20 protein-coding genes, 1 tRNA gene and 7 pseudogenes are annotated in these 24,423 nt (G+C 41.7%); 2 read left to right on the top strand and 26 right to left on the bottom strand.

Annotated elements, in window-relative coordinates; translation table 11 throughout:
- Window positions 1-6: 6 nt before the first annotated feature.
- The 3 genes and pseudogenes from JCM19038_RS01275 to JCM19038_RS01265 form a co-directional block, all read right to left on the bottom strand.
- Window positions 7-1,250, bottom strand: a pseudogene (locus JCM19038_RS01275) (FAD-dependent oxidoreductase).
- A gap of 253 nt (window positions 1,251-1,503) precedes the next feature.
- Complete coding sequence (locus JCM19038_RS01270; protein ID WP_042413684.1) at window positions 1,504-1,977, bottom strand: low molecular weight protein-tyrosine-phosphatase; 474 nt, start codon at window positions 1,975-1,977, stop codon at window positions 1,504-1,506.
- 16 nt (window positions 1,978-1,993) lie between these two features.
- Entirely contained in the window at window positions 1,994-2,443 is a 450-nt protein-coding gene (locus JCM19038_RS01265; RefSeq protein ID WP_042413681.1) for a YaaR family protein, read from the bottom strand.
- A gap of 126 nt (window positions 2,444-2,569) precedes the next feature.
- On the opposite strand from JCM19038_RS01265, the gene prli42 reads away from it, so the two are divergent.
- Window positions 2,570-2,668: a stressosome-associated protein Prli42 gene (prli42, locus tag JCM19038_RS22170; RefSeq protein ID WP_152549301.1), complete on the top strand. Its 99-nt coding sequence runs from the start codon at window positions 2,570-2,572 to the stop codon at window positions 2,666-2,668.
- A gap of 37 nt (window positions 2,669-2,705) precedes the next feature.
- On the opposite strand, the gene JCM19038_RS01260 is transcribed toward prli42, so the two are convergent.
- The 10 genes and pseudogenes from JCM19038_RS01260 to JCM19038_RS01215 form a co-directional block, all read right to left on the bottom strand.
- Complete coding sequence (locus tag JCM19038_RS01260) at window positions 2,706-3,242, bottom strand: L,D-transpeptidase (RefSeq protein WP_042413678.1); 537 nt, start codon at window positions 3,240-3,242, stop codon at window positions 2,706-2,708.
- A 42-nt stretch (window positions 3,243-3,284) separates the two neighbouring features.
- On the bottom strand, window positions 3,285-4,277 hold the full coding sequence (locus JCM19038_RS01255; RefSeq protein WP_052360908.1) for an aromatic acid exporter family protein: 993 nt from the start codon (window positions 4,275-4,277) through the stop codon (window positions 3,285-3,287).
- 92 nt (window positions 4,278-4,369) lie between these two features.
- Window positions 4,370-4,443: transfer RNA gene (locus tag JCM19038_RS01250), tRNA-Arg, on the bottom strand.
- Window positions 4,444-4,498: 55 nt separating this feature from the next.
- The gene (locus tag JCM19038_RS01245) at window positions 4,499-4,870 is read right to left on the bottom strand and encodes a hypothetical protein (RefSeq protein ID WP_052360907.1); all 372 of its coding nucleotides are present in this window, start codon (window positions 4,868-4,870) and stop codon (window positions 4,499-4,501) included.
- A gap of 72 nt (window positions 4,871-4,942) precedes the next feature.
- Window positions 4,943-5,367, bottom strand: a pseudogene (locus JCM19038_RS01240) (BrxA/BrxB family bacilliredoxin).
- A 120-nt stretch (window positions 5,368-5,487) separates the two neighbouring features.
- Complete coding sequence (locus JCM19038_RS01235; protein ID WP_042413672.1) at window positions 5,488-6,729, bottom strand: dihydrolipoamide acetyltransferase family protein; 1,242 nt, start codon at window positions 6,727-6,729, stop codon at window positions 5,488-5,490.
- Between the two features lie 9 nt (window positions 6,730-6,738).
- Window positions 6,739-7,719: an alpha-ketoacid dehydrogenase subunit beta gene (locus tag JCM19038_RS01230; protein WP_042413669.1), complete on the bottom strand. Its 981-nt coding sequence runs from the start codon at window positions 7,717-7,719 to the stop codon at window positions 6,739-6,741.
- Window positions 7,720-7,733: 14 nt separating this feature from the next.
- Window positions 7,734-8,756: a thiamine pyrophosphate-dependent dehydrogenase E1 component subunit alpha gene (locus JCM19038_RS01225; RefSeq protein WP_042413666.1), complete on the bottom strand. Its 1,023-nt coding sequence runs from the start codon at window positions 8,754-8,756 to the stop codon at window positions 7,734-7,736.
- Window positions 8,737-10,163 (bottom strand): annotated as a pseudogene (gene lpdA / locus JCM19038_RS01220) (dihydrolipoyl dehydrogenase). The gene JCM19038_RS01225 and the pseudogene lpdA overlap by 20 nt, the downstream one beginning before the upstream one ends.
- A 15-nt stretch (window positions 10,164-10,178) precedes the next feature.
- Window positions 10,179-11,245: pseudogene (locus tag JCM19038_RS01215) on the bottom strand (Leu/Phe/Val dehydrogenase).
- A 476-nt stretch (window positions 11,246-11,721) separates the two neighbouring features.
- Here JCM19038_RS01215 and JCM19038_RS01205 point away from each other — a divergent pair.
- On the top strand, window positions 11,722-11,973 hold the full coding sequence (locus JCM19038_RS01205; RefSeq protein ID WP_042413659.1) for a DUF2627 family protein: 252 nt from the start codon (window positions 11,722-11,724) through the stop codon (window positions 11,971-11,973).
- Here the strand turns inward: JCM19038_RS01205 and JCM19038_RS01200 are convergent.
- The 13 genes and pseudogenes from JCM19038_RS01200 to nusB all read right to left on the bottom strand — a co-directional run bounded on the left by JCM19038_RS01200 (window position 11,970) and on the right by nusB (window position 24,420).
- Complete coding sequence (locus JCM19038_RS01200; RefSeq protein WP_042413657.1) at window positions 11,970-12,836, bottom strand: hypothetical protein; 867 nt, start codon at window positions 12,834-12,836, stop codon at window positions 11,970-11,972. The two genes, JCM19038_RS01205 and JCM19038_RS01200, sit on opposite strands and share 4 nt — an antisense overlap.
- Before the next feature lie 14 nt (window positions 12,837-12,850).
- Window positions 12,851-12,991 carry a hypothetical protein gene (locus JCM19038_RS22555; protein ID WP_193745010.1) on the bottom strand — a complete coding sequence of 47 codons (141 nt, stop codon included), beginning with the start codon at window positions 12,989-12,991 and terminating at the stop codon, window positions 12,851-12,853.
- 164 nt (window positions 12,992-13,155) lie between these two features.
- Window positions 13,156-13,947, bottom strand: a complete 792-nt coding sequence (gene spo0A, locus JCM19038_RS01195; RefSeq protein WP_042414274.1) for a sporulation transcription factor Spo0A — start codon at window positions 13,945-13,947, stop codon at window positions 13,156-13,158.
- Between the two features lie 205 nt (window positions 13,948-14,152).
- Window positions 14,153-15,381: pseudogene (gene spoIVB, locus JCM19038_RS01190) on the bottom strand (SpoIVB peptidase).
- 159 nt (window positions 15,382-15,540) lie between these two features.
- Entirely contained in the window at window positions 15,541-17,250 is a 1,710-nt protein-coding gene (gene recN / locus JCM19038_RS01185) for a DNA repair protein RecN (RefSeq protein ID WP_042413653.1), read from the bottom strand.
- A gap of 18 nt (window positions 17,251-17,268) precedes the next feature.
- Window positions 17,269-17,718, bottom strand: coding sequence for a transcriptional regulator AhrC/ArgR (gene ahrC / locus JCM19038_RS01180; protein ID WP_042413650.1), 450 nt, complete (start codon window positions 17,716-17,718; stop codon window positions 17,269-17,271).
- Window positions 17,719-17,830: 112 nt separating this feature from the next.
- Window positions 17,831-18,633, bottom strand: a pseudogene (locus JCM19038_RS01175) (TlyA family RNA methyltransferase).
- Window positions 18,634-18,635: 2 nt separating this feature from the next.
- On the bottom strand, window positions 18,636-20,525 hold the full coding sequence (gene dxs, locus JCM19038_RS01170; RefSeq protein ID WP_042413647.1) for a 1-deoxy-D-xylulose-5-phosphate synthase: 1,890 nt from the start codon (window positions 20,523-20,525) through the stop codon (window positions 18,636-18,638).
- A 129-nt stretch (window positions 20,526-20,654) separates the two neighbouring features.
- Window positions 20,655-21,548 (bottom strand): polyprenyl synthetase family protein, encoded by an 894-nt coding sequence (locus JCM19038_RS01165; protein ID WP_042413646.1) that lies wholly within the window; start codon window positions 21,546-21,548, stop codon window positions 20,655-20,657.
- Window positions 21,545-21,796, bottom strand: a complete 252-nt coding sequence (xseB, locus tag JCM19038_RS01160) for an exodeoxyribonuclease VII small subunit (protein ID WP_255343319.1) — start codon at window positions 21,794-21,796, stop codon at window positions 21,545-21,547. Before xseB ends, JCM19038_RS01165 begins: the two co-directional genes overlap by 4 nt.
- Window positions 21,774-23,161, bottom strand: a pseudogene (gene xseA / locus JCM19038_RS01155) (exodeoxyribonuclease VII large subunit). Before xseA ends, xseB begins: the two are co-directional and overlap by 23 nt.
- A complete protein-coding gene (gene folD, locus JCM19038_RS01150; RefSeq protein ID WP_042413642.1) occupies window positions 23,148-24,011 on the bottom strand; it encodes a bifunctional methylenetetrahydrofolate dehydrogenase/methenyltetrahydrofolate cyclohydrolase FolD in 864 nt (287 codons plus the stop codon). The pseudogene xseA and the gene folD overlap by 14 nt, the downstream one beginning before the upstream one ends.
- Window positions 23,986-24,420, bottom strand: a complete 435-nt coding sequence (nusB, locus tag JCM19038_RS01145; protein WP_042359094.1) for a transcription antitermination factor NusB — start codon at window positions 24,418-24,420, stop codon at window positions 23,986-23,988. The genes folD and nusB overlap by 26 nt, the downstream gene beginning before the upstream one ends.
- Between the last annotated feature and the right edge of the window lie 3 nt (window positions 24,421-24,423).

Here is a 24,423-nt window from a genome sequence, read left to right as displayed (position 1 = left end):
TTCCTCCTACTTGAATCTCCAAGGATAGTCGTCTTGCTCAGTGTAGAAATGTCGCTTTTGTTTTGGATATATCGTTGATCGGTTATTTGTAGGTAGTACATCTAAATGATTGAACCAATCAAACAAATTTGCTTTGTAATACCCCAAACCAGATACGTTTAACATTTGCTTGAAATGAAGCAACGGCCGTTCTTCCATAGCAATAAGTGCACGCGTGCGAAGCTTTCTAAAAATCGGATCATGGAATGAGTACGCCAGTTGTGATCGATGACTTAAAGCAATCATTTGATCAACTCGTGGTTTCCGAACACGTTCGTACCATTTTAATAATTTCTGATCACGCCATTTTCCCTTCTCGTCCATCCAACAGAATAAATCACTAAGAACGTCTGCGTCTTGAATGGCAAGATTCATCCCTTCTCCTGCCATTGGATGCACTGAATGTGCTGCATCTCCAAGAATCGCTTTGTTATCAACTACGTAATGGGGAGATTGAAATTGATATGGGATCATTAACTGCACATCTCGCCACGATGCAATTGTCGTCATCGTGTCTTTTAATTCAGGTACATAAGTCGTATGGAGGTCATAATACGAAGTAATCGGTTGCTCTTTATACTCCCGATAACTTCCTGGAGGAATTCGATACACAGAACGAACGTAATCATTTGGCAGTGGAAACAATCCTAAAAACGTATGTGGAGCGCCGACGACAAGTCCATCGGTAAACGTCTTTGGTCTAGGAAATGAGGCGGTTAAAAAGTGATGATCGTACTTCTTCTCATCACACGTAATTCCCATTTCCTTACGCATTTTTGAAGAGCGGCCTTCAGCACCTACGTAATAGTAAGCTTGAATTCGTTTTTTTTCTCCTTTTTGGTCAATGATGGCAACATCGTCTTCAAAGCCTTTAAACTTTGCTGGTCTGATCAGTTCAACGGACGGCAATTGCTCAATTTTTTTGACGAGCAATTCTCGTAGTGTTTCATGAGGCAACATTCTTGCCAAGTTAAATTCATGATCTAGTGTTCGATAACTAAGAACGCTTTTGGTACGAAGATAACCATCATTTCCTTTCCACTTCCACTCTTCAGAATGCAAATTTTCAATCGGGAATGAGGCGTCATACAACTCATCGCCAAGCCCAAGTTTAGATAGCAATTCAATGCTCTTTGGCTGCAACAATTCGCCTTTGTACAGAGGCTTTTGCTTTTATTGCGTTCAATGACGACAACCGATATTCCACACATTCCAAGCTTCAGAGCAAGTGTAAGACCACCTACCCCTCCACCTGATACAAAGACTTGGGTCGTTTTCATCTTTTATCACCTGTTAAAAGTTACCCTCAATCTCATAACGATAAACAAAAACTCGACTGCACGTTGCAGTCGAGCCAAAATTTTTACGTGATATTTTATATAAAGCGTCAGGTTAACCTGCAACAAACCATTAAGATAAGAAATACACCGGCGAATTCTAACCAAATTCGTCGGTGCACTTCATCTATTGTTGCAAAAAGCGATTTCTAACGTCTGCTAAAAGTGCGTCACAACACTCATCGATTAATTCATACACTTCTTCGAAATTGTCCGTGAAGTAAGGATCCGGGACGTTTTTATCACTACGGTCTACTTTGTAATCAAGCAACTTACTTATCTCTACTTCATGTTCAACTTTACGGAGTTTCTTGACGTCTGCTTCGTTTTTTTCATCCATTGCAATGACAAGATCATAATCGTAAAGATCTTGCTCTTTTAATTGCCTTGCGATCAAGTTCGTAGAATCAACATCGTTCTCTTTCAATATTTTCATTGTGCCTTCGTGAGCTCCGTCTCCAATATGCCAATGACCCGTTCCAGCAGAGTCAATCGTTACTTTATCACGTAAACCTGCATGTTCAACTTTGTGACGAAACACGGCTTCTGCCATTGGTGAGCGGCAGATGTTTCCTAAACAAAGGAATAAAACCGATACCATAAATTGAAACCCCTCTCTACCCGTGTAAATCTAGCAATAGACCGCGAATGTAATCGACTTGTTCTAGTATATGCAGTCTACGATCTTCTTGGTGCAATACTTCCTCTCCGAGTAATGTTACGGCATCATTAATCTGTGAGACGATCGTATACTGCTTAGAATGTCCATTGTGGCTAAGTCCAAATCGTTGCTGGAGCTCATACCCATCTTGCACGACTACGCTTATGTATGATTGTACTAGTTTTTGGTAACGTTTCAATTGTTGTAACGTTTGTTGCTCATGCAGTCTGTATCCTTGCCGTTCAATTTCTCGTAATTGTTCTTTTAACTGTTCTCTTGAATGATTGTTATGTTTTACTTCAAGCATCTGTTTGAAGTTTGTCGCCCTCCCATCTGACGCTACTTTTGCTTTTTTATTTCTCGGATAATCAATTTGTGTTTTCCGGTTTAGTTGATCGATCTCCACAATTACCGCTCCCTTTACATCTCATAGTCTAACTATATCTGTTCTTTTTAAAAAATCAACTTGTTGGAATACGCTGTTCGAGATACAATAGAGTTAGCGAAACTTTTTTGGTGGAGGGATCAAGTAATGCCTCGCAAACGTATTTTCCAAAAGATCATTATTTATACGATGATTTTCGTTCTTGTAGTCGGAACATTCCTTGCAGGAGCAGCCTCTTTCATCTAATGAATACGAAGTAACAAAAGCGGACAGTGACCAAACGTCACTGTCCGCTTTTTGCTGAACTACTACGCACAATGCCAACTTCAGCACCTAGCTCTAGAATCGTTTTATCAACCTTAGATGTAATCCAAATCTTCGTTCCGAGTGGCACATCATCATATAATTGCTCCACTTGCTCATTCTGCATACGAATACAGCCATTAGAAACATACTGTTTAATGCTCTCTGGTTCATTGGTGCCATGCATTCCAAAGATCCGTCCATCGGTCTCTAGTGCATCAAAACCGATCCACCTCGTCCCGAGTGGGTTCGTAGGAGCACCACCGATAATGTCTGATTTTCGGTAATAAGGGTTTTCTGCTTTCACGACGACCGTAAACGTTCCCTCTGGCGTTAATTCGGGTTCTTTACCACTTGCAACATCATACAACTCAAGTAAATCTCCGTATTGAAAAAACGCCAATTCGTTTGTCGCCTTGTTCATAATAATAAAGGGATCTCCACGTTCAGGCTCAATATCCATCGGCCAAAGTGGTGATTGAATGCTTAAAATCAGGAGAATGAAAGAAGTTAACATGTGATCACAACCTTATTTGTCTTCTTCTTTACTTTTCTCTGATTACTTTCGTCTATACGCTTTTTTCTTAAACTTTATCATCTTCGTTCTTTGATCGTCGGGAAGAAAGTTCTGTTTTATCTCTAAATATTGCTCTAACTCATGAATAATATAGAAAAGGCCCGCCCGCGTCACAAACTCATCGTGAGTTTTCGGCAATTCATGTGAACGAAACTGCTCATTTAAATCGTCTAATTCATTCATAAACTGCTGCGCCGTATTCCCTGGATTCACAGCGGCACTTAAGCGATCAAGAAAGCTTGCAAGTTTCTTACTCTCATCCGTAGGAGTAACACCTGATATGAACGGAAGTATACGCTCTAGTATGATAAATTGTTTCTCTCGCATTGCAAAATAATTATAAAAGTAATCATCATGCCGTAAAAAATGATTATCAATCGTTCGCATCGCTTTTGCTTTTCCTTCTTCAATAAGTGCACTTGCTTTTGTAATTTCCTTACCATCCCAATCGTCCAAATGATCACGCAAGTACCTAGAATACTCTTGTAATATTCGTTGAAATTGGTATTCAAGTTCAATTTGATCATCATAGATTTGATGGTCAATGCTCGGCATATACAAGTTCATGACAAGACCAACGGTAATACCGATCAGGATGAGGGATAATTCGTTTAGAAACAGTTCCCACGTTACCGTACCAATCGTATAAATATGTAGTAAAATAACAATGCTCGTTACAATACCGTCAATCGCCTTGATCTTTAATAGCGTAGGAATAAATAAGAGTAACAATACTGTTAAAGACAGCGGATGATAACCGAACAGTTCAAAGATCACCATCGCGAAGAGTAACCCGGTAACAGAAGCTAGTAACAACTTCCATGCCTTTTCTAAAGAGCCCTTTTTCGTCGCTCGAATACAAAGGACAGTAATAATCCCTGCCGCTGTAAAAAACTCTAACTCTAACCATTGCGCGATAAAGATTGCAAGCCCTGCCCCAACTGCCGTCTTAAACGTACGATATCCAAAAAACACGAACACACCTCCTCACCATTAGCATTCCACAATTACGATGAACTCATAAATAAAAAAAACCTTTCCAACCAGGAAAGGTGAACGGTTATGATTGGCGCGCTACCAGGATTCGAACCTGGAATACGAGAACCGGAATCTCGCGTGATATCCCTTTCACCATAGGCGCATGTTGAACAGACAACTTATATTATATGGCAATATAAGAAAGTCTGTCAACGACATTATGAATCTTTATTTGCTTCTTCACGCTCTTCAAGCATTTTGTGAAAGCGTTCGTTAATGTCTTCGTCTGTGTATCCAAGTTCAGCAAGACGCTTGGTGAAGTTTTGAGCCCAAAGCTTCATACGTTCGTTCATACGCTTGTACTTTTTCACTTCAGGACCTTTGCGAATTTCTTTCGCACGGTTCGATGCGTTTGAGGCAATGCTTTCAACGATTAATAAGCCTTTCCAAAGCTTGTCTTCATCGAAGTTCTGCCCTTCAGCTTGAAGATAATCCGTAACCTTTTTGTAGTAAGCTTGGAACTCTTTAAAATCAATTTCTTCTTCCATGTTTAAGTAATCTTGAACTTTTTCATACAATTCATCAATCATGATCTCTACTCCTCATTAAACAATGTTCATACATAGCGGAAGCCGCTTGTTTAGGAAGCGGCTTCCAGAAGATTATTTACAATACTCGTCAAAGGCTTTTTCTAGCTTTTGAACGACTTCAATCGGCTCGTGGCTTCAATCTCATGACGCTCTACCATCATTTTCACTTCGCCATCTTTAACGAGTGCAAAAGATGGTGATGACGGACCGTATCCTTTGAAGTAAGAACGTGCGTGTTCTGTTGCTTCACGATCTTGACCTGCAAATACTGTAGCGAAACGAGTTGGTCTCGTTTCGTAATTTCTCATGTATGCGGCTGCCGGACGAGCAATGCCTCCTGCACATCCACAAACAGAGTTTACCATTACGAGCGTTGTACCCTCTTCTTGTAACGTCTGGTCTACATCTTCTACAGAACGTAAATGTTCATAGCCTGCTTCAGACATTTCTTCACGTGCTGCGTTGACAACATCATTCATAAAATATTGGAATTCCATTAAGTTGTGCCCCCTTCTCCATGGTTTCAAAGCTTAAGTCCATTCAACTCAACGGGAATTGTCACCCTAGCTTTAAATTCAACTATAATTGTAACGATTTCGAGGGAAAAACTCAAACGCCTAGCTCAAATCTTTTTTTGAGAATCCTTCTAAACGTGATTTTACGTCTTGAAGGAAGCGACCTGCAATGAGTCCATCAAGAACGCGGTGGTCAATTGACAAACATAAATTTACCATCGAACGTATGGCAATGCTATCGTCGTCTTTCACAACAGGACGCTTCACAATCGACTCTACCGATAGAATAGCTGCTTGGGGGCGATTGATAATTGGCACCGACTGAACTGAACCGAATGATCCCGTATTGTTGATTGTAAACGTACCGTTTTGCATGTCACGACTTTCTAAGCGCTTTGATTTTGTTTTTTGTGAGAGTTGCTGTAAGTTTTTCGCCAAGCCTTTTAGATTTAATTCATCCGCTTTGTGGATGACCGGAACATAAAGTGCTTCATCATGAGCAATCGCAACCGATAGATTAATATCTTTCTTATAGACAATATAGTCATTCTCCCATGAAGAATTAAGCTGCGGGAACGATTGAAGTGACTGTGTGACTGCTTCCATAAAGAACGGCATGTACGTTAACGTGTACCCTTCTTTTTCTTTCCAAGCGTCCTTTACTTCATTACGATAGCGAACGAGATTTGTTACATCCACTTCAACCATCGTCCAGGCGTGCGGAATTTCTTGTACACTTTGTACCATGTTCTTTGCAATTGCTTTACGAACACCTGTCACAGGTACTTTCTCCCCTGCAGTAACCGATGTTTCTGGTTGAGACGATTGTACAGACGGCTTTGTTTCGTTTTCAATCGCCTGTTCTGGTTCAGCGTTTGACGCTGGTTTGTTTGCAACAAATTGCTCGACGTCTTTTTTCGTGATCCGATTTGCTCGTCCTGTACCTTTGACCTGTTTCAAGTCAACGTTATGTTCATTCGCGAGCAAAAGGACAGCAGGTGAATAACGAGCCTTCATAGAAGGTTCAGCGTCTGAAGGTTCTTCTTTTTGACCTTGCTGTTCTTCTTTTTGTGACGAGTCGGCCTCTTTATCAGAACGATCTTCATCGTCACTGTCGATGTACGCAATTAAATCGCCAACTGCAACCGTTACATTCTCTTCAACAACGAGCTCTTTAACCGTCCCGCTATAAGACGACGGAACTTCTGCGTTTACTTTATCCGTAGTCACTTCTGCAAGAGGGTCATATTTTTTGACCGTGTCTCCTGGTTTAACGAGCCAGCGATCAATTGTACCCTCAGTCACACTTTCACCAAGTTGCGGCATTAAGATCTCTTTTGCCATAATGACCTCCTAAAATTGTGCCAGATCACGAATTGCAGACTCAACTTTGTCTTTTGTAACCATGTAATATTTCTCAAGTGGTGATGCATAAGGCATTGCAGGCACATCAGGCGCAGCTAGACGTTGAATGGGTGAATCCAAATCAAACAAACATTCTTCCGCGATAATCGCTGCCACTTCACTTAATACGCTGCCTTCTTTATTATCATCGGTCACGAGTAGCACTTTGCCTGTTTTCTTGGCTGCCTCTACAATTGCTTCCCGGTCCATCGGATAGACTGTGCGCAAGTCAAGCACGTGCGTTGAGATATCTTCTTTTTCTAAAGCGGCTGCTGCTTGCTGAGCGTAATGTGTGCACAACCCGTACGTAATAACCGTTACGTCATCGCCTTCTCGTACAACGTTCGCTTTTCCAATCGGAATGACGTAGTCTTCTTCTGGAACGTCTCCTTTTAAAAGACGATACGCTCGTTTATGTTCAAAAAACAACACAGGGTCTTCATCTCGGATGGCAGCCTTTAAAAGTCCCTTCGCATCGTACGGAGATGAAGGAATGACGACTTTTAACCCAGGAATGCTGTTAAACATCGCTTCGAGCGATTGAGAATGATACAACGCCCCATGTACTCCACCACCGTACGGAGCTCGGATCGTCATCGGCACGTGAAAGTCATTGTTTGAGCGGTAGCGAATTTTCGCCGCTTCTGAAACGATTTGATTCACAGCCGGCAACATAAAATCAGCAAATTGCATTTCAGCGACAGGCCTCATCCCATACATCGCTGCACCAATTCCGACACCAGCAATCGCTGACTCTGTTAACGGTGTATCGAGCACACGGTCTCCGAACTCTTCATATAACCCTTCTGTTGCAAGAAATACACCGCCACGTCTACCGACATCTTCTCCAAGAATAAATACTTTTTCGTCTCGATGCATTTCTTCTTTCAGCGCAAGGTTAATTGCTTGTAAAAAATTCATCGTACCCATCATTGTCCCCTCCTTTACTGATCGTAGACGTGAAGCAATGCCGACTCTGGACTCGCATATTTAGCTGCTTCAGCAGCATCTGTCGCTTCATCAATAGCTGCTTGGATTTCATCATGCATCGCTTGTTCGTCTTCATCTGTGAAGAAACCGAGTTCTTTTAAATACTGGGCAAATGTCGTGATCGAGTCTCTTCCTTTTGCTTCAGTGACTTCATCAGCTTCCCGATACGTCGATTCATTGTCATCACTTGAGTGCGGGGTTAATCGATACGACACAGCTTCAATCAATGAAGGTCCTTCGCCATTTCTTCCTCGTTCAACTGCGGCTTTCACTGCTGTATAAACGGCAATTGGATCATTTCCATCAATCGTCTCCCCGTGCATGCCATACCCTTTAGCACGATCTGACACGTTTGCACACGAAAGTTGACGATCTAGTGGAGTAGAGATGGCGTAATGGTTGTTTTCACAAAAGAAAATAACAGGTAGACGGTGAACGCCCGCAAAGTTAGCTGCTTCATGGAAATCACCTTGGTTTGATGATCCTTCGCCAAATGACGTCAAACAGACAAAATCTTTGCCTTCCATCTTGCCTGCAAGCGCGTAACCTGCAGCGTGAACGACTTGCGTTGTTACAGGAGAAGACCCTGTTACGATCCCTAGTTTTTTACTGCCATAATGACCTGGCATTTGTCGACCACCAGAGTTAATGTCTTGTTCTTTTGCAAAATTACTCATCATAATATCTTCAATCGTCATCCCGAAATGAACAACCATCGCAAGATCCCGGTAATACGGCAGTAAATAGTCTTTCCCACGTTCAAGTGCCATACCAGCCCCTACTTGCATCGCTTCATGTCCTTGACAAGAGATGACGAAGGGAATTTTCCCTGCTCGGTTTAATAGCCATAACCGTTCATCAATTTTTCGGGCGGTAAGCATCGTGCGATACATGTAAAGTAAATCATCTTTTTGTAGTCCTGCTCGTTCATGTTTGTGCATTTCCTTCACCCTTTCATTAAACGTGAATTGCACCATCGATCGCTTGAAGAGCGGCTTCTTTTAACACCTCTGATGAAGTCGGGTGGGGGTGAATGGTCTCCCCAATTTCAATGTCAGCTGCTTGAACAACCATAGCTAGAGCCGCTTCACTAATCAATTCTGTCGCTTGTGAACCGATGATGTGTACTCCTAATACGTCCCGGCTTGTACGGTCTACTATGACCTTACAAAATCCTTCATGGTTACCGTTAATCAGTGCTTTACCGATCGCTTGGAACGGAACTTTTCCAACAGCAACGGTATAGCCTTTCGCATCCGCTTCTCTTTCGGTTAAGCCAATAGAAGCGACTTCTGGTGCGCTATAGATGCAACGTGGAATGTGATTCTCACTGATCGGTTGGACGTTTTCTTGTTCATCCATGTGCCGTACCGCTGTGATTCCTTCATGTGACGCTGCATGGGCTAGCTCTGGACTTTTGATCAAGTCACCGATGGCGTATATATGTTCTTCTTTTGTTTGTAAATACTCGTTAACAACAATCTTTCCTTTGTCAACTTCAATGTCTGTGTTTTTTAACCCAATGTCGTCGATATTTGCCGTTCGCCCAATGCTTACAAACAATTTATTCGCTTGAAGCGTGAACGTTTCCCCCTCTTTCGTCACGTCGATCCGAACGTTAGACGGATCACTTTCAAAAGAGTCAACATCTAGTGATGCACTCGTATGAATGACAATCCCCTTTTTTTGCAGTTGCTTTGTCATCTCTTTTGAGATGTCTTCATCTTCATTGATGAGAATTTGTTTGGCATTTTCAACAATCGTAACTTCTACACCAAAGTCAGCAAGCATCGATGCCCACTCTACACCAATCACTCCGCCACCGATAATGACTACAGAAGCTGGCAACTCTTCTAATTGCAATGCTTCATCACTCGTCAAAACATTTTCGTCTTGCTTAGGTAACCCATCCAACATTCTTGGTTTTGAACCTGTCGCAAGAAGTACTTGTTTCGGGATTAAGATGATATTATCTGAGCGATCGTTCATTTCAACTGATACGGTTCCAGCACTCGGTGAAAAGATTGACGGACCTAACATTCTTCCGTACCCTTCATAAATTGAAATCTTATGCTTCTTAAGTAATGACTGTATACCTTTGTGTAGTTGTTGAACGACCGCTTCTTTGCGTAACTGGACTTTAGCGAAATCAACCGTAGCACGTTCACTTATCACACCAAATGTCTCAGAGTGTTTCACAGTACGATAGATTTCTGCACTTTTTAGGAGGGACTTGCTCGGAATACAGCCACGATGTAAACACGTACCACCAAGCTCTTTCGCTTCAACGATCGCTACTTTTTTTCCGAGTTGAGCTGCTTTAATTGCAGCTACGTACCCCCTGTACCAGCACCTATAATGACCAGGTCATAATTTAAAGACATAAAAATCCTCCTCCCTTACTTTAGATAGGATTTTTGAACTGCTCCGATACTCGCAATACGCTCTTCTGCCATACGATCCGCAGCTTTATAAGATGGGGTCTTGTCTCGTTTTGACACATCAAACACTTTCGTCATGGAATCAAATAGACCTTCTACCTTTTTCATGACGCGATCGCGATCATAACCGAGTAATTCATCGTATACGTTAATGACTCCACCAGCATTAATGACGTAATCTGGTGCGTAAACAAAACCTTTTTCATGAAGCAGGTCACCGTGTCGTTGTTCTTTTAATTGATTGTTTGCAGCACCTGCAATTACTTTACTACGCAAACGACCAATCGTGTCATCATTAATGACAGCTCCAAGTGCACATGGTGCAAATATATCACATTCCACATCATAAATGTCATTAACATTTACAACTTCAGCTCCAAAAGCATCGACTGCACGCTTAACAGAAGGCTCATAAATATCGCTTACGATTAATTGTGCACCTTCTTTATGTAAGTATCTGCACAACTCAAACGATACATTCCCTACGCCTTGAACAGCCACTCGTTTGTTCTCTAATGAATCTGTACCGAACGCTTCTTTGGCAGCCGCTTTCATCCCTACATACACGCCATAAGCCGTCACAGGCGAAGGATTACCACCTGAACCAAATGCTTTTGATTTCCCAGTGACATATGAAGTTTCTTGATAAATTGTATCCATGTCTGCTTCTGTTGTTCCTACATCTTCAGCAGTAATGTAACGACCGCTAAGCCCTTCAATGTAACGACCAAATGCACGAAACATGCCTTCGTTTTTATCGGTTCTTGCATCACCAATAATGACTGCTTTTCCACCACCAAGATTCAATCCTGCGGCAGCGTTTTTATACGTCATTCCTTTGGAAAGGCGCAAGACGTCACGAAGTGCATCTTCTTCGTTATCATAATTCCACATTCTCGTACCGCCAAGTGCCGGCCCAAGTGTTGTATCGTGGATCGCGATAATCGCTTTAAGCCAGATGTTTTCTCTTGGCAAAAAATAACCTGCTCGTAATTATCTTGAAACATCTCGTGAAACAATTCCATCATTCATCCTCCTCTTCACCTCTACTACACGTGTACTTTCAAACGTCTTAAACGTTAACACGGAGATGAGATTCCATTGGGAAATTATTGCATATTCTTGCTCAGATTGCACGATCTTTCCAACGCATCTTTGTTCTTCTTCATCATATAAGTTATTACTCACCATGCCAAGCGCTTGTAATAATGCGTTGACGCGCTACAATCTTTGTAGAACTCATTCCACTTGTAAGTATCTTACAAACATTCGTTAGAAAATCTAACAATAAAATATTTTGTTCTTTTAGTGAGCTTCTTCAAGTTTGCCAGCTATTCCTTCTAAAATCGATAAATTCTCTCACATTTGGTAGGATTAAGTAGTAGATTTCAAAAACTGTTTAAGTTCTTTAAAATGTCAGAAGTCATGCACCCTCGTCAACATAAACGGTTGGATGTATGCTAAACTAATAACGGAATAAACGTGAAAGTAGGTGCCTTTCTTGCGTTTTGTCGCTTTAATCGTTCTTCTCATTCCTGTATTTTTAGCTGGTGTTGGGATTAAATGGATGAGAGATGTTATCTTTAATGTTCAACTATTCCCGTTTCCAAATTTAACGTTGCAATTTATAAGCGGGTTACTTTTATTTATACTAGGTCTTGGCTTTATTGGTGGCTTCATTTTTCACCGTGACAAGAAAAACGGAAAAGTTGCCGACCGTTTCCTAAAAAACAAAGAAGCGACGAATGATTAAATCCATCCGTCTGCTCCTAGCATCGAATGCCTCGTCATCATCCAATGCAACGGATCTTCTTCCAAGCGGCTTCGAAACATCGCAGCCGCTGCTTGGAGATGAAAAACTCGGTTTTTATTCCACGCTTCAACGAGCACATACTGAGCACGCTCTTCTTCTTCCACTTCCCCTAAATAGAACACTGCTCCTTTTGTACGTTTCAAGCCGTAAGCAATTGCTGAAATAAGGTCAGAACCGAGATTTATCATTTGGTCACACTCTTTATTTCGGGAGACCCCTTTTGTAAAACATAACTTCCGCTGTTTCTCTAAAACGTCTTGAATCATGCTTTGATCCATTTGTGACTCTGTGCCGAATAAGGCGTCCGGTTTTAATCCTCGTTTGATTAAATCCTCATAGCTATCATTAATCGCGACAATGTAAGGATTTTGTCTTTTCATAAACCGCTTAAGTATGGCAAGGTCTTCATTAAGCTTGCTATAACGTTCGACGATCCAAATCGGGCGATATCCCTGGTCATGACGAACATTTTCATCCGCAAAAAATGCTGCTACTCGCTCAACTTGAGATTTCATCTTATCAATTTCATTAACCATTCGTTTATGGTAGGACTCATTCGCCTTTTTCTCGGCAAGTTCATTTAATTGATCAACCATTTCAATGTCGTACGTTTTTACACTTGCGACGTTTTCCCACTTCCCAATTTGTCGCACGTAAAGCTGTTTACTGACAATGCGTATTTTATGGTTGCTTTTAAGTTGTTCAATGTTCGTTGGTTGTGACACGTCGAAAACAGGAATGCCGTTGTTTACTAGTCGCTCGACACCACTCGTTACTTTTTCACCAGTGTGAGACGTTTTCATATTAATAACTGCTTTCACTTGTCGCGACAAAAATCCCCGGCTCTTTTTTCAGTGAAATTCCGCTCATTAATTATAATAATTGCCCGTTCACGAATGTCGTCTCTTCGATTCGTCGTTACACAACAAGCAATTCCTTCTAACGCTCCAACTCTCATCACCAAGTCCCCCTTATCTCACTTCTTACGGTTACTATTCCCGGAATCAAATTGTCGATTCATAGTAGGAGCAATTAGAGAGAAGAGGCAAATGACGTTTATCATCCAAAAAAAAGTTGCATACCAAGAATCTAGTATGCAACTTTCATAAATATTCATGTTCTTTAGCTTACTTTATGTTCAATCCGAAGCTTGTCAGCGACCATCGCGATGAATTCACTGTTAGTAGGTTTCGCTTTAGACATGCTAACCGTATACCCGAAGTAGTGAGAGATGGAATCAATATTTCCTCGACTCCAGGCCACTTCAATGGCATGACGAATCGCTCGTTCAACTCGACTAGCCGTCGTATTGAACTTCTTAGCAATATCAGGATACAGTTCCTTCGTAATTGACCCTAATAATTCGATATCGTTATACACCATCGTAATCGCTTCACGCATATACATATACCCTTTTATATGAGCAGGCACGCCAATTTCATGTATGATGTTCGTAATGCGTTGATCTAAATTAACCGTCGGTTGCTTTATTGCCGTATGTGTACGACCACCGTGTGACATGCCCATTTGTGGTGTTGCTTGTCCACTAAGGTCGCGGATTTTATCAATTAAGACTTCCATATCAAATGGCTTGAGGATATAATAGGATGCGCCTAAATTGACTGCTTTTTTCGTTACTTCTTCTTGCCCAAAAGCGGTAAGCATCATAATTTTCGGTCTTTTACTTAAAGACTTCTGTTGCAACCTTTCTAGCACAGCAAGCCCATCAAGATAAGGCATAATAATATCTAATATTAAAACATCAGGTTGATGTTCAACAACGGATTCAATACATTCTTGTCCGTTATAACTGACCCCCACAATTTCCATATCTGCTTGGTTGTTCACATATTCCTCAAGCATTTGTACGAGTTCACGATTGTCGTCGGCAATACACACTTTAATTGTATCCAACATTATGCCTCCTCTATGACATCTAATATTCGTTTGGTAGTTGTAAATTTCTCCCTTAAGTGCGATTATCCTTCAAAAATACAGAAAATCAATGATATTTAGTAAATTCCTTTTATATTTTGCAAATAGCTACACGTTTCATGGTAATGCGCATGAAATGACGTATACTGTCGAATAATCTTATGTAGAATGGAAAGGCTGCTATTTAGCTAGCCTTTTCTTCAATCTCTTCAAGCGTAACGCCTGCTTCTTGAAGCATCCATTCAATATGGGAACCATATCCAGAAGTCGAATCATTTACGAATACGTGGGTAACTGCCCCTATTAATTTGCCGTTTTGGATGATCGGGCTACCACTCATGCCTTGAACGATTCCACCCGTACGTTCTAGTAACTCTTCATCAGTAATTCGGATGATCATCTTTGTTGCTGCGTGTTTTGTGGTGATGATCGAATGATTTCAATATCAAACTCTTCTACTTGCTCGTTTTCTACGACCGTTAATATTTTTGCTGGTCCTTCTTCAACTTCTTCAGCATAACCAACAGGAACTGCATTCTGACCTTCATTCGTTAAATCATGATAGTCGTGCAACAATCCGTAAATACCGAAAGCATTGTTTTTCGTAATCGTACCGAGGACATCATTTGTCGTCGTTAACGAAGCTTGTTTTTCGCCAGGAACACCATTTTTCCCTTTTGAAATTGAGCGGACAGAAGATCGAACGATCTCACCTTCATGTATGGCCACAGGCTCTTTGGTATCAATGTCTGAAATTACATGTCCAAGGGCCCCGTATCGTCCTGTAACAGGTTCATAGAACGTCATCGTTCCAACTCCTGCTGCTGAATCACGAATGTACATGCCTAATTGCTTATGCCCTTCAGATGCTTCCATCGCTCGATCGATCGTTTTGGTTATAACTTTACCATTTCGAATGAGTTCTACTTGAATCGACGTCGCTGGGTCTGGGTTACGCAAAATGGACGTCACTTCTCTCATATCTTCAACTGGTTGCTCATTTAATTTTACGATGATATCTCCTTTTTTGATGCCTGCAGCTTCCGCAGGTGAAGATTCACCTTCCCCAGTTTCAATAAGGTGAAAACCAACGACGAGAACACCTTTTGCGCTTAATCGTACTCCAATTGACTGTCCCCCTGGTACGACGTCAATATGAGGTCGATCAAGCTTTGTGATTTTCTTTATTGGTACGGTACCAGTAGAGACCGTAACTGCTTCTTCATCTTCCCCTTGTACAGCGAAGCTTGCAGGAATCGTTCCCTCGATCTCAAGCTTTGTCTCACCTGTAGATACAGAAACGACTTCATCCGGCAGTTCTGTCCATTGTTGAACAGGTTCTATAAATAAAACAGCAACAAGGGCTATTAAAAGTAGGATACCTACTGTTTTTCTTACCCAATCATTCAACACATCGTCTCACACTCCTTACTCCCGCGTACGTTTTGTACGTACTTATAATGTTGCCGTGACGAGACGTTTATATAACTGCCAAACAACAAAAAAACCGACCTTTATTGGTCGGTTTTACAAAAAGAAAAGTTCTTCACGTTGTGAATAAACCTATGATACCTAATGTGTGCGAGCAAATTGTAACAATTCTTCTGCACTTTCCTTCGTTTTCTTCGTCACTTCTGCTCCTGATAACATTCTGGCAATTTCATTGACACGTGAACGATTGTTAAGCTCCGTCACAGATGTTGAAACACGCCCTTCATCTTCTTGCTTTTGAATGTAGAGGTGCGTTGTTGCTAAGGCAGCAACTTGAGGCAAATGTGTAATACAGAGCACTTGTGATTGTGAAGAGATCGCATAAATCTTTTCGCCAATCGCTTGAGCAACTCGACCACTCACGCCCGTATCAACTTCATCAAATATGAGGGACGTTCGCTCGCTTTGATTTGTTAGAATACGCTTTAACGCAAGCATAATTCTTGAAATCTCACCACCAGAAGCAACTTTGGCTAATGATTTTTCTGGTTCCCCCGGATTCGGTGATAGATAAAACTCTAAACGCTCAGCACCATCTTCTGAGAGAACCACTTCTTGATCATCTGCTTGAACCGTCAAGCCTCGTGAATGATTTTTGAATTGAACTGAAAATGTCGTTTTTTCCATATACAAATCTTGAAGTTCTTTCTCGATCGCAGACGATAATTGTGTCGCCGCGTTTTTGCGCTTCGTTGATAATTCTTTCGCTAAATGTACCGCTTGAATACCAACTTCGTTTAAACGCGTTTCATACTGAGAAATACGTTCGTCAAGATGCATAAGCTCTTGTGATTCATCCTCAATGTTTTTTGCGTACTCTATAACGTCTTGCAATGTTGAACCGTATTTACGCTTTAGTTGGTTTAATTCATCAAGACGAATTGTGATTTCATTGAGTCGTTCAGGATCAAAGTCGAGCTGCTCCAAATGATCTCGAAGAGCAAACGTCACTTCTTCTAATAAATAAAAATTCGAAGAGAGTGACTCATCAAGATCACTTAATTCTTTGTCTATTGCAGCAGCTTCATTAAGAGAGATCATCGCTTCTCGAATACTCTCAAGCCCACTACTCTCGCCGTATAAAGATTCAAATGCCTGTTGTAATTGAGAAAAAAGCTTCTCCATATTCGCCAATTTAAAACGCTCTCGTTCTAGTTCTTCATCTTCAGATCCATTGACGTTCGCGTTTTGAATTTCTTCTAACTGGTACTGAATTAAATCGAGTCTCTGAACATTTTCCCGATCATTATCTCTTAGTCGTTTTAAATCAGCTTGAATCTCTTGCAACTCGCGAAATGATTGTTGATAGAGATCCTTCGTCGCTTGCAAATCGCCTCCGGCATACGTATCAATCATGTGACTATGCTTGTCCATTTGTAACAGCTCTTGATGTTCATGTTGACCGTGAATGTCAATTAGTGTCTGACCAACGGCTCTTTGCATTGTTAGTGTCACAAGTTGACCATTCACTCGACACGTACTTTTGCCCTTATCATTAATCTCTCGCTTGATAATGACCATTTCATCTTCGATTGAAATGCCGGCTTCATCTAATATGTCGATAACTGGATGGTGCTTTGTCACTCGAAACAGCCCTTCAATTTCGGCTTTTTGACTACCATATCGGACAAAGTCTACAGATGAACGTCCACCTGCTAACAGACCTAGTGCATCGATAATAATCGATTTACCAGCACCCGTTTCTCCTGTTAATACGGTCAGTCCAGTCGAAAAAGACAAAGAAAGTTCATCGATAATCGCAAAATTACGGATCGTCAACTCCTCAATCATGACTACACCTACTTCCTTTTACAACATCTCTAAAAACTTGGATGATACGACAGGTGCTTGTTCGGGATCTTTGCAGATCATTAAGATCGTATCGTCCCCACAAACAGTCCCCATAATCTCGTCCCAATCTAAATGATCAATAAGGGAACCAATCGCTTGCGCATTCCCAGGTAACGTCTTCATGATAATGAAATGACTCGCTTGGTCGATGCTGACAAAACTATCGAACAAATTCCGGCGTAGCTTCTGTTCTGGGTTAAATCGTTGGTCTGCTGGTAAGCTATATTTGTAATGCCCCTCAAGCGTTGGCACTTTTACAAGATGCAATTCTTTAATGTCTCTTGAAACGGTCGCTTGTGTAACGTTAAAGCCCGCTGCTTTTAATTCATCCACAAGTTCCTCTTGCGTATCAATTGGTTTTGTATTTATTAACTCTCTAATTTTAACGTGTCGTTGTCCTTTAGTCACGATTGCCTTCCTCCTTGACACAAGAAAGTACAAGTTGCACCTTCATGTTTGACTTTCATTGATGATTATACCGATTATTGTATAATTAAACAACAATCGTCAACAATGAACATCATTTATGCGCATCTTGTACTACTTGATTGATCAATTGATCCGTTATTTGGTTAGAAGTTGGCACTTTAGACAGGTAAAGTAAGAATTCTACATTCCCACCTGCACCTGTAATCGGAGAGACGTCTAGACCTTTCGCATACAGTTGATTCGAAAAAGCAAAATCAATCACTTCTTGAATAACACGTTTATGGATTTTCGCATCACGAACAATCCCCTTCTTACCAACCTCTTCACGACCAGCTTCAAATTGTGGCTTAATGAGAACGACTGCTTGACCGGTCTCTTTTAGAATGCGCGCCATCGGCTGAAAAATATGTTTTAGCGAGATAAAGGAAACATCACAAACCGCAAAATCAGGTTGGCCACTCGTGAAATCTTCCGCATCCGCATACCGAAAGTTCATTCGTTCCATCACATGCACCCGCTCATCAGAACGGAGTTTCCAATGAAGCTGGTTATATCCTACATCAACGGCATAGACTTCTTTTGCACCATTTTGTAAGGCGCAATCGGTAAATCCACCCGTTGATGCCCCAACATCTAATATTAACTGATCCGTTAGATTAAGATTAAATGATTGGATGGCTTTTTCTAGTTTTAGTCCACCGCGACTTACATATGCACATTCTTCGCCTTTTACATAAAGCGTCGTTGACGTGTCCATTTTCGTGCCGGGCTTATCAATTCGTTCAAAATCAGAATAAACGAGACCAGCCATAATTGACCGTCTCGCTTTTTCCCGTGTATCGACGAGTCTCGTTCGACGAGCAGCACGTCTACACGTTCTTTTTTATTCGCCATGGTTACGCTCTTTTCATTTTGCTAGGGATTAACTGTTTCAATTCATTAATCACTTCAGAAGTCGTTAACCCAAGTTCTTCATAGATTAAGCCGACACTGCCATGCTCAATGTAACGATCTGGAATTCCCATTCGCTTCACTGGCATCGATGCAAGTTGCTCGTCATGTAAAAACTCAAGCACAGCACTTCCAAAGCCTCCAAGTAAAGCTGCTTCTTCAATCGTTAAAATCGGTAAGCCTTCTTCCCCAATTTCACGGAGTTGCTTTTCATCAAGCGGCTTTGCAGAGTTTGCATTCACAACACGCACTGAAACACCGTTTTGTTCCATGTACTCTGCTGCTTCTTCTGCTAATGGAAGCATCGTTCCAAAAGCTAAAATGACAGCATCGCTACCTTCTTTAACGACTGGCCATTGCCCAACCGGTACAGCTTGTAACTCTTCGTCCATATGAACACCATATCCATTACCACGAGGGTAACGAACAGCCATTGGACCATCATCGTTCTTATACGCCGTGTAGATCATATGCTGCAATTCATTTTCGTCTTTAGGCATTAGAATCTTCATGTTCGGGAGGTGGCGCATATAGTTGATATCAAATACACCTTGATGTGTCTCTCCGTCACCACCAACAAGACCTGAGCGATCGATTCCGAAAATGACATTTAAATTTTGTCTACATACATCGTGTACGAGCTGATCATAGCCCCGTTGTAAAAACGTAGAGTACACACCAAACACCGGCTTTAACCCTTGCGTTGCAATACCTGCAGCCATCGTCGTTGCATGCTGTTCCGCAATTCCTACGTCAAACATACGGTCAGGGAATTTGCTCGCAAATCGGTCTAATTTCGTACCACCTGGCATTGCTGCTGTAATTGCAACAACACGCTCGTCTGTTTCTGCAATCTTTGCGACCGTATCGCTAAATACTGCACTATAAGCTGGAGGTCCTGACTTCTTTTGCATATCTCCAGATTCAATGGCGTAAGGACCAGGTCCATGCCACGCACCACTAGCGTCGAGTTCCGCTGGTTCGTAACCTTTTCCTTTTTTCGTGAGCACATGCAAAATGACGGGGCCTTTTGTCTTCTTAGCGTATTGAATATGGCGATGAAGGTCATCAAAGTCATGGCCATCAATTGGTCCGTAATACGTAAAGCCCATTTCTTCAAAGAACATTCCCTTTGATAGCAAGTACTTTAAACTATCTTTAAGACGCTCTGCAGTAGACGAGATTGGACCACCAAGTGCTGGAATCTTCTTGATTAAGTACTCCAAGTCTTCTTTCGTACGTTTGTATCCACCATTTGAACGGAGTCGTCCTAAAATGTTGTGAAGCGCACCGACATTTGGAGCAATGGACATTTCATTGTCGTTAAGAACGACTGTCAAATCCACTTGTTCATGACCGATATGGTTAAGCGCCTCAAGGGCCATTCCACCAGTTAACGCACCATCACCAATGACAGGAACGACATGGAACTGTTCTTTTTTAAGATCACGTGCAAGTGCCATTCCCATTGCAGCGGAAAGTGATGTCGAGCTATGACCAGCTTCCCAAACGTCATGCTCACTTTCAGTCATTTTTGGGTACCCGCATAAGCCTTGGTATTGTTTTAGCGTGTCAAAACGATCGGCTCTACCCGTTAAAATCTTATGAACGTATGCTTGATGACCGACATCAAACAGAAATTTATCCTTTGGACTTTCGTACATTTTATGGAGCATTAACGTCAGTTCGACAACTCCAAGGTTTGGACCTAAATGTCCACCAGTAACGGATAATTTGTTCACGAGAAATGAACGTATCTCAGTTGCAAGTTCTTTTAATTGTTTCGTCGAATAACTTCTTAAAAACTCGGGATCTTGAATGGCTTCTAAATTCATGCCTTATCCCCACTTTCTTTATAAAATCAGCGATGATTTGTTAGTATTCTTCAATCCTTAACAATCCATGTGTTGTCCTTTATTGTACTTTTTCTTAATCGAAAAAGCCAACGAAAAGAGTTTACACGTTTATCGGTCACGTTTTGCAACGTAATGAAGAATTTGTAATAGATCATCTGCCTCAATCGACAACCGCTCTAGCGCATCTTCTGCAGTGGTGATATGTTGATTGAGTTTCTCTTTTGCACCTTCTAGTGTTAACAAGCTCGGATACGTACTCTTTTTATTAGAGGTGTCACTACCCGTTGGCTTACCGATCAGTGCTTCATCACCTTCAATGTCCAAAATATCATCTTTAATTTGGAAAGCAAGACCTAAATGTTTCGCAAATGAACGAAGGTATTCAAGGTCTCTTTCTGGTGCTTGACCGATCACTCCTCCAGCTTCCACTGCAAATTCTAGGAGTGCACCGGTTTTGTGGCGATGAATCCATTCAAGTTCTAAAAGAGTTAATGAGCGGTCTTCACCCTCAATGTCTTCAACCTGACCGCCAACCATTCCACGAGCTCCACTCGCTTCAGATAAGCGCTTCGTGAGCCATAATAAGTCACGAGGAGTCATTTCATCTTCAGCGATTGAACTAATGAGTGCAAAGCTTTCTGTTAGAAGAGCGTCACCTGCTAGAATCGCAAACGCTTCACCATACACACGATGGTTCGTCGGTTTGCCTCTACGATAATCATCATCATCCATACTCGGCAAGTCGTCATGGATAAGTGAATAGGTGTGAATCATTTCCAGTGCTGCTCCGACGTTGTATGCCGCTTGTGATACATTGCCATAACTTTTTGCAGTGGCAACGAGCAGAATTGGGCGGATCCTCTTTCCTCCTGCGTTTAACGAATAAAGCATCGCTTCTTTAATTTGCTTTGGGCAATCAATACTTTCAATGTGATCAATCATCGTTTTCGTTATAACAGGCACATGCTCCTGTAGTAAGCGCTCAACCGCAGTATTGGTCACGTGCGATCCTCCTCACTCATTTGAAAAGCCTCTACTTCCCCATCCTCATTGACGATTTGGTCCATCTTCTTTTCAACATGTTGGAGTTGTTCATGGCATTGTTTTGACAGTGTCATGCCTTGTTGGTACATATCAATCGCTTTTTCAAGCGGGACATCGCCTGCTTCTAATTGATTAATGATCTCTTCAAGAGACGTCATTGCTTGTTCAAATGTCAGCTTCTCATCATTGGTTGTTTGATTCGTCACGGTGTTCTACTCCTTTCAACATCCCGTCAGGGTTGTTTCGTATTTCTTTGACAACACCTTCAATCTGACCGTCTTGCACATGAACGGTGATCGAGTCGCCAACACTCACATCGGCTGCTTTTGTAACGAGTTCTTCGTTAGAATACGTCGCTGAATACCCACGCTTGAGCGTACCTAACGGATTAAGAATCGTTAACTTTGCAATCAATTGATCATATCGATTTGCTTTGTCAGAGTACTGATGTTTTAAGGCACGGTGCAGTTTGTCATCTAAGTGTTGTAACGCTTCTGATTTTTGTTGATACAGCTCATATGGGTTTACCCGTTTAAGGCGATTAAGTAACTGTTCTTCGTACTGTTTACGTTCTGTTACAAGTCGCTTTGTTGCGCGATTTAACTGTTCTAACGAACGATCAAGCTCTTGTTCTTTCTGACGTAAAAGTTGCGCAGGGTATTTAAAGGCATATGAAGATTGAAAACGACGTAACCGATCTCTTTTACTAACGAGTTGTTGGTCCATGGCTTTTTGTAACCGTCGATGGTTAACGAGTAATTTATCGTTCCATTCTTGTAAAGAAGGAACGGCAAGCTCAGCAGCTGCTGTCGGCGTAGCGGCACGAACGTCCGCCACAAAATCGTGCAATGTCACATCGGTTTCATGGCCAACGGCTGAGATAATCGGCGTGTTTAATGAATGCGTTGTCTTCACAAGCTCTTCATCATTAAATGCCCAAAGCTCCTCGATGGAACCTCCTCCACGACCAGCGATAATAACATCTGCTTGACTTTGGTCTGCTTGTATTAACGCACGAATAATGGATGGAACCGCATTAGGTCCTTGAACAGCTACAGGATAAAGTGTAATGGAAGCAATTGGATAACGGCGTTTGATCGTCGTGTAAATGTCTCTAATAACCGCGCCCGTTTTCGAAGTTACAACGGCAATTTCTTTAGGAAAACGAGGCAATGGCTTTTTTAACATGGGATCAAAATAACCCTCTCGCTCCAATTTGCCTTTTAATTGTTCATAAGCAAGATAAAGTTGACCAATTCCATCTGGCTCCATCTGCTTCACATATAATTGATACTGACCGTACGTTCATACACCGATATATTGCCTGTAATGAACACTTTCATGCCATTTTCTGGCTGAAAACGTAAAGCGCGATTATTTCCTGCAAACATAACAGCAGAAATTCGCGCTCGATCGTCTTTTAACGTGAAGTACATATGCCCACGACTATGATGTTTAAAGTTTGAAATCTCACCGTAAATGAATACGTGCTCCAATGAAGGACTCGTTTCAAGTAACGTCTTGATTTGTCTAGTAACTTGTGAGACGGATTGATGCTTATGTTCTGTCATTACAGCGACCCAACCTTTTAGCTGCAAGCACTGTGTTGTGTAGAAGCATCGTGATTGTCATTGGGCCGACACCACCTGGTACGGGTGTAATCCAGCCAGCAATTTCTTTCGCTTCATCGAATTGCACATCACCGATTAACTTTCCATCAACGCGGTTAACACCAACATCAATGACACATGCTCCTGGTTTAATTCCTTCAACACCGATCATTTGTGGTCTACCTACAGCTGCAATAAGAATATCTGCATCTCGTGTATGTTTGTACAAGTCTTTCGTTTTTGAATGGCAATACGTGACCGTTGCGTTTTCATTGAGCAAAAGCTGCCCTACAGGCTTACCTACAAGGTTACTTCGTCCAACAATGACCGCATGTTTGCCTTCAATTTCAACACCTGTTAACTTGAGCATTTCAATAATACCAAGGGGTGTGCACGGCACGAATCCTTCGCCACCAGAAAGAAGTTGTCCGACATTTTCAGGATGAAAACCGTCAACATCTTTATGAGGGGAAATCTCATCGAGTACGACAGTCTCATCGATGTGTTTAGGTAACGGTAACTGCACGAGAATGCCATGTACAGAGGAGTCCTCGTTTAGCGTACGAATTTCTTCCACGAGCTCGGCTTCTGTATATGACTCCGGGTGTCTTTTAACGACAGACGTAATGCCGGCTTGTTCACATGCCCGCTCTTTGCCTTTAACGTAACTATGAGACGCGGGATCGTCTCCAATAAGAATTACTGTCAAAGAAGGTGTTGTTCCTTGCTCAATCAATTGCTCAACTTCTTCTTTAATACGAGATCTTGTTGTTTTAGCTATCTCTTTACCGTCGATCAGGTTCGCTGTCATTTTGACTTCCCGCCTCTTTTGGATAGTTCTTTAAGATCGTCGCAAGCACTCCGTTTACGAATCGGCCTGCTTCTTCCTCACCGAATGCTTTCGCAGTGTTAATCGCTTCGTTTAGCGTTACGTGAGGTGGAATATCATCTCGATGCATCAATTCGTACACTGCTAAGCGAAGCACGGCGAAGTCGACATTGTTTAATCGTTCAACTGTCCAATGCTGCAGCTGTTCTTTGATTTGTGCATCAATGACGTCAAGATTATCTAACGTGCCTGGAATCACGTCGTCTAAATACTCATCACTAATTTCATCTTCATCAAGCGCAAACCGGAGAGCTTCCTTCCAGTTTACGCCTGTCATTTCAACTTGAAAAAGAGCTTGTACAGCTCGAACTCTTGCCCATCTACGATTCATGCT

Origin of the sequence: Geomicrobium sp. JCM 19038 (assembly GCF_000698125.1) — a bacterium.
GTDB lineage: Bacteria > Bacillota > Bacilli > Bacillales > Marinococcaceae > Geomicrobium_A.
The sequence above is the reverse complement of the archived record's forward strand: the minus strand, read 5'-3'. Positions and strand labels throughout refer to the sequence as shown.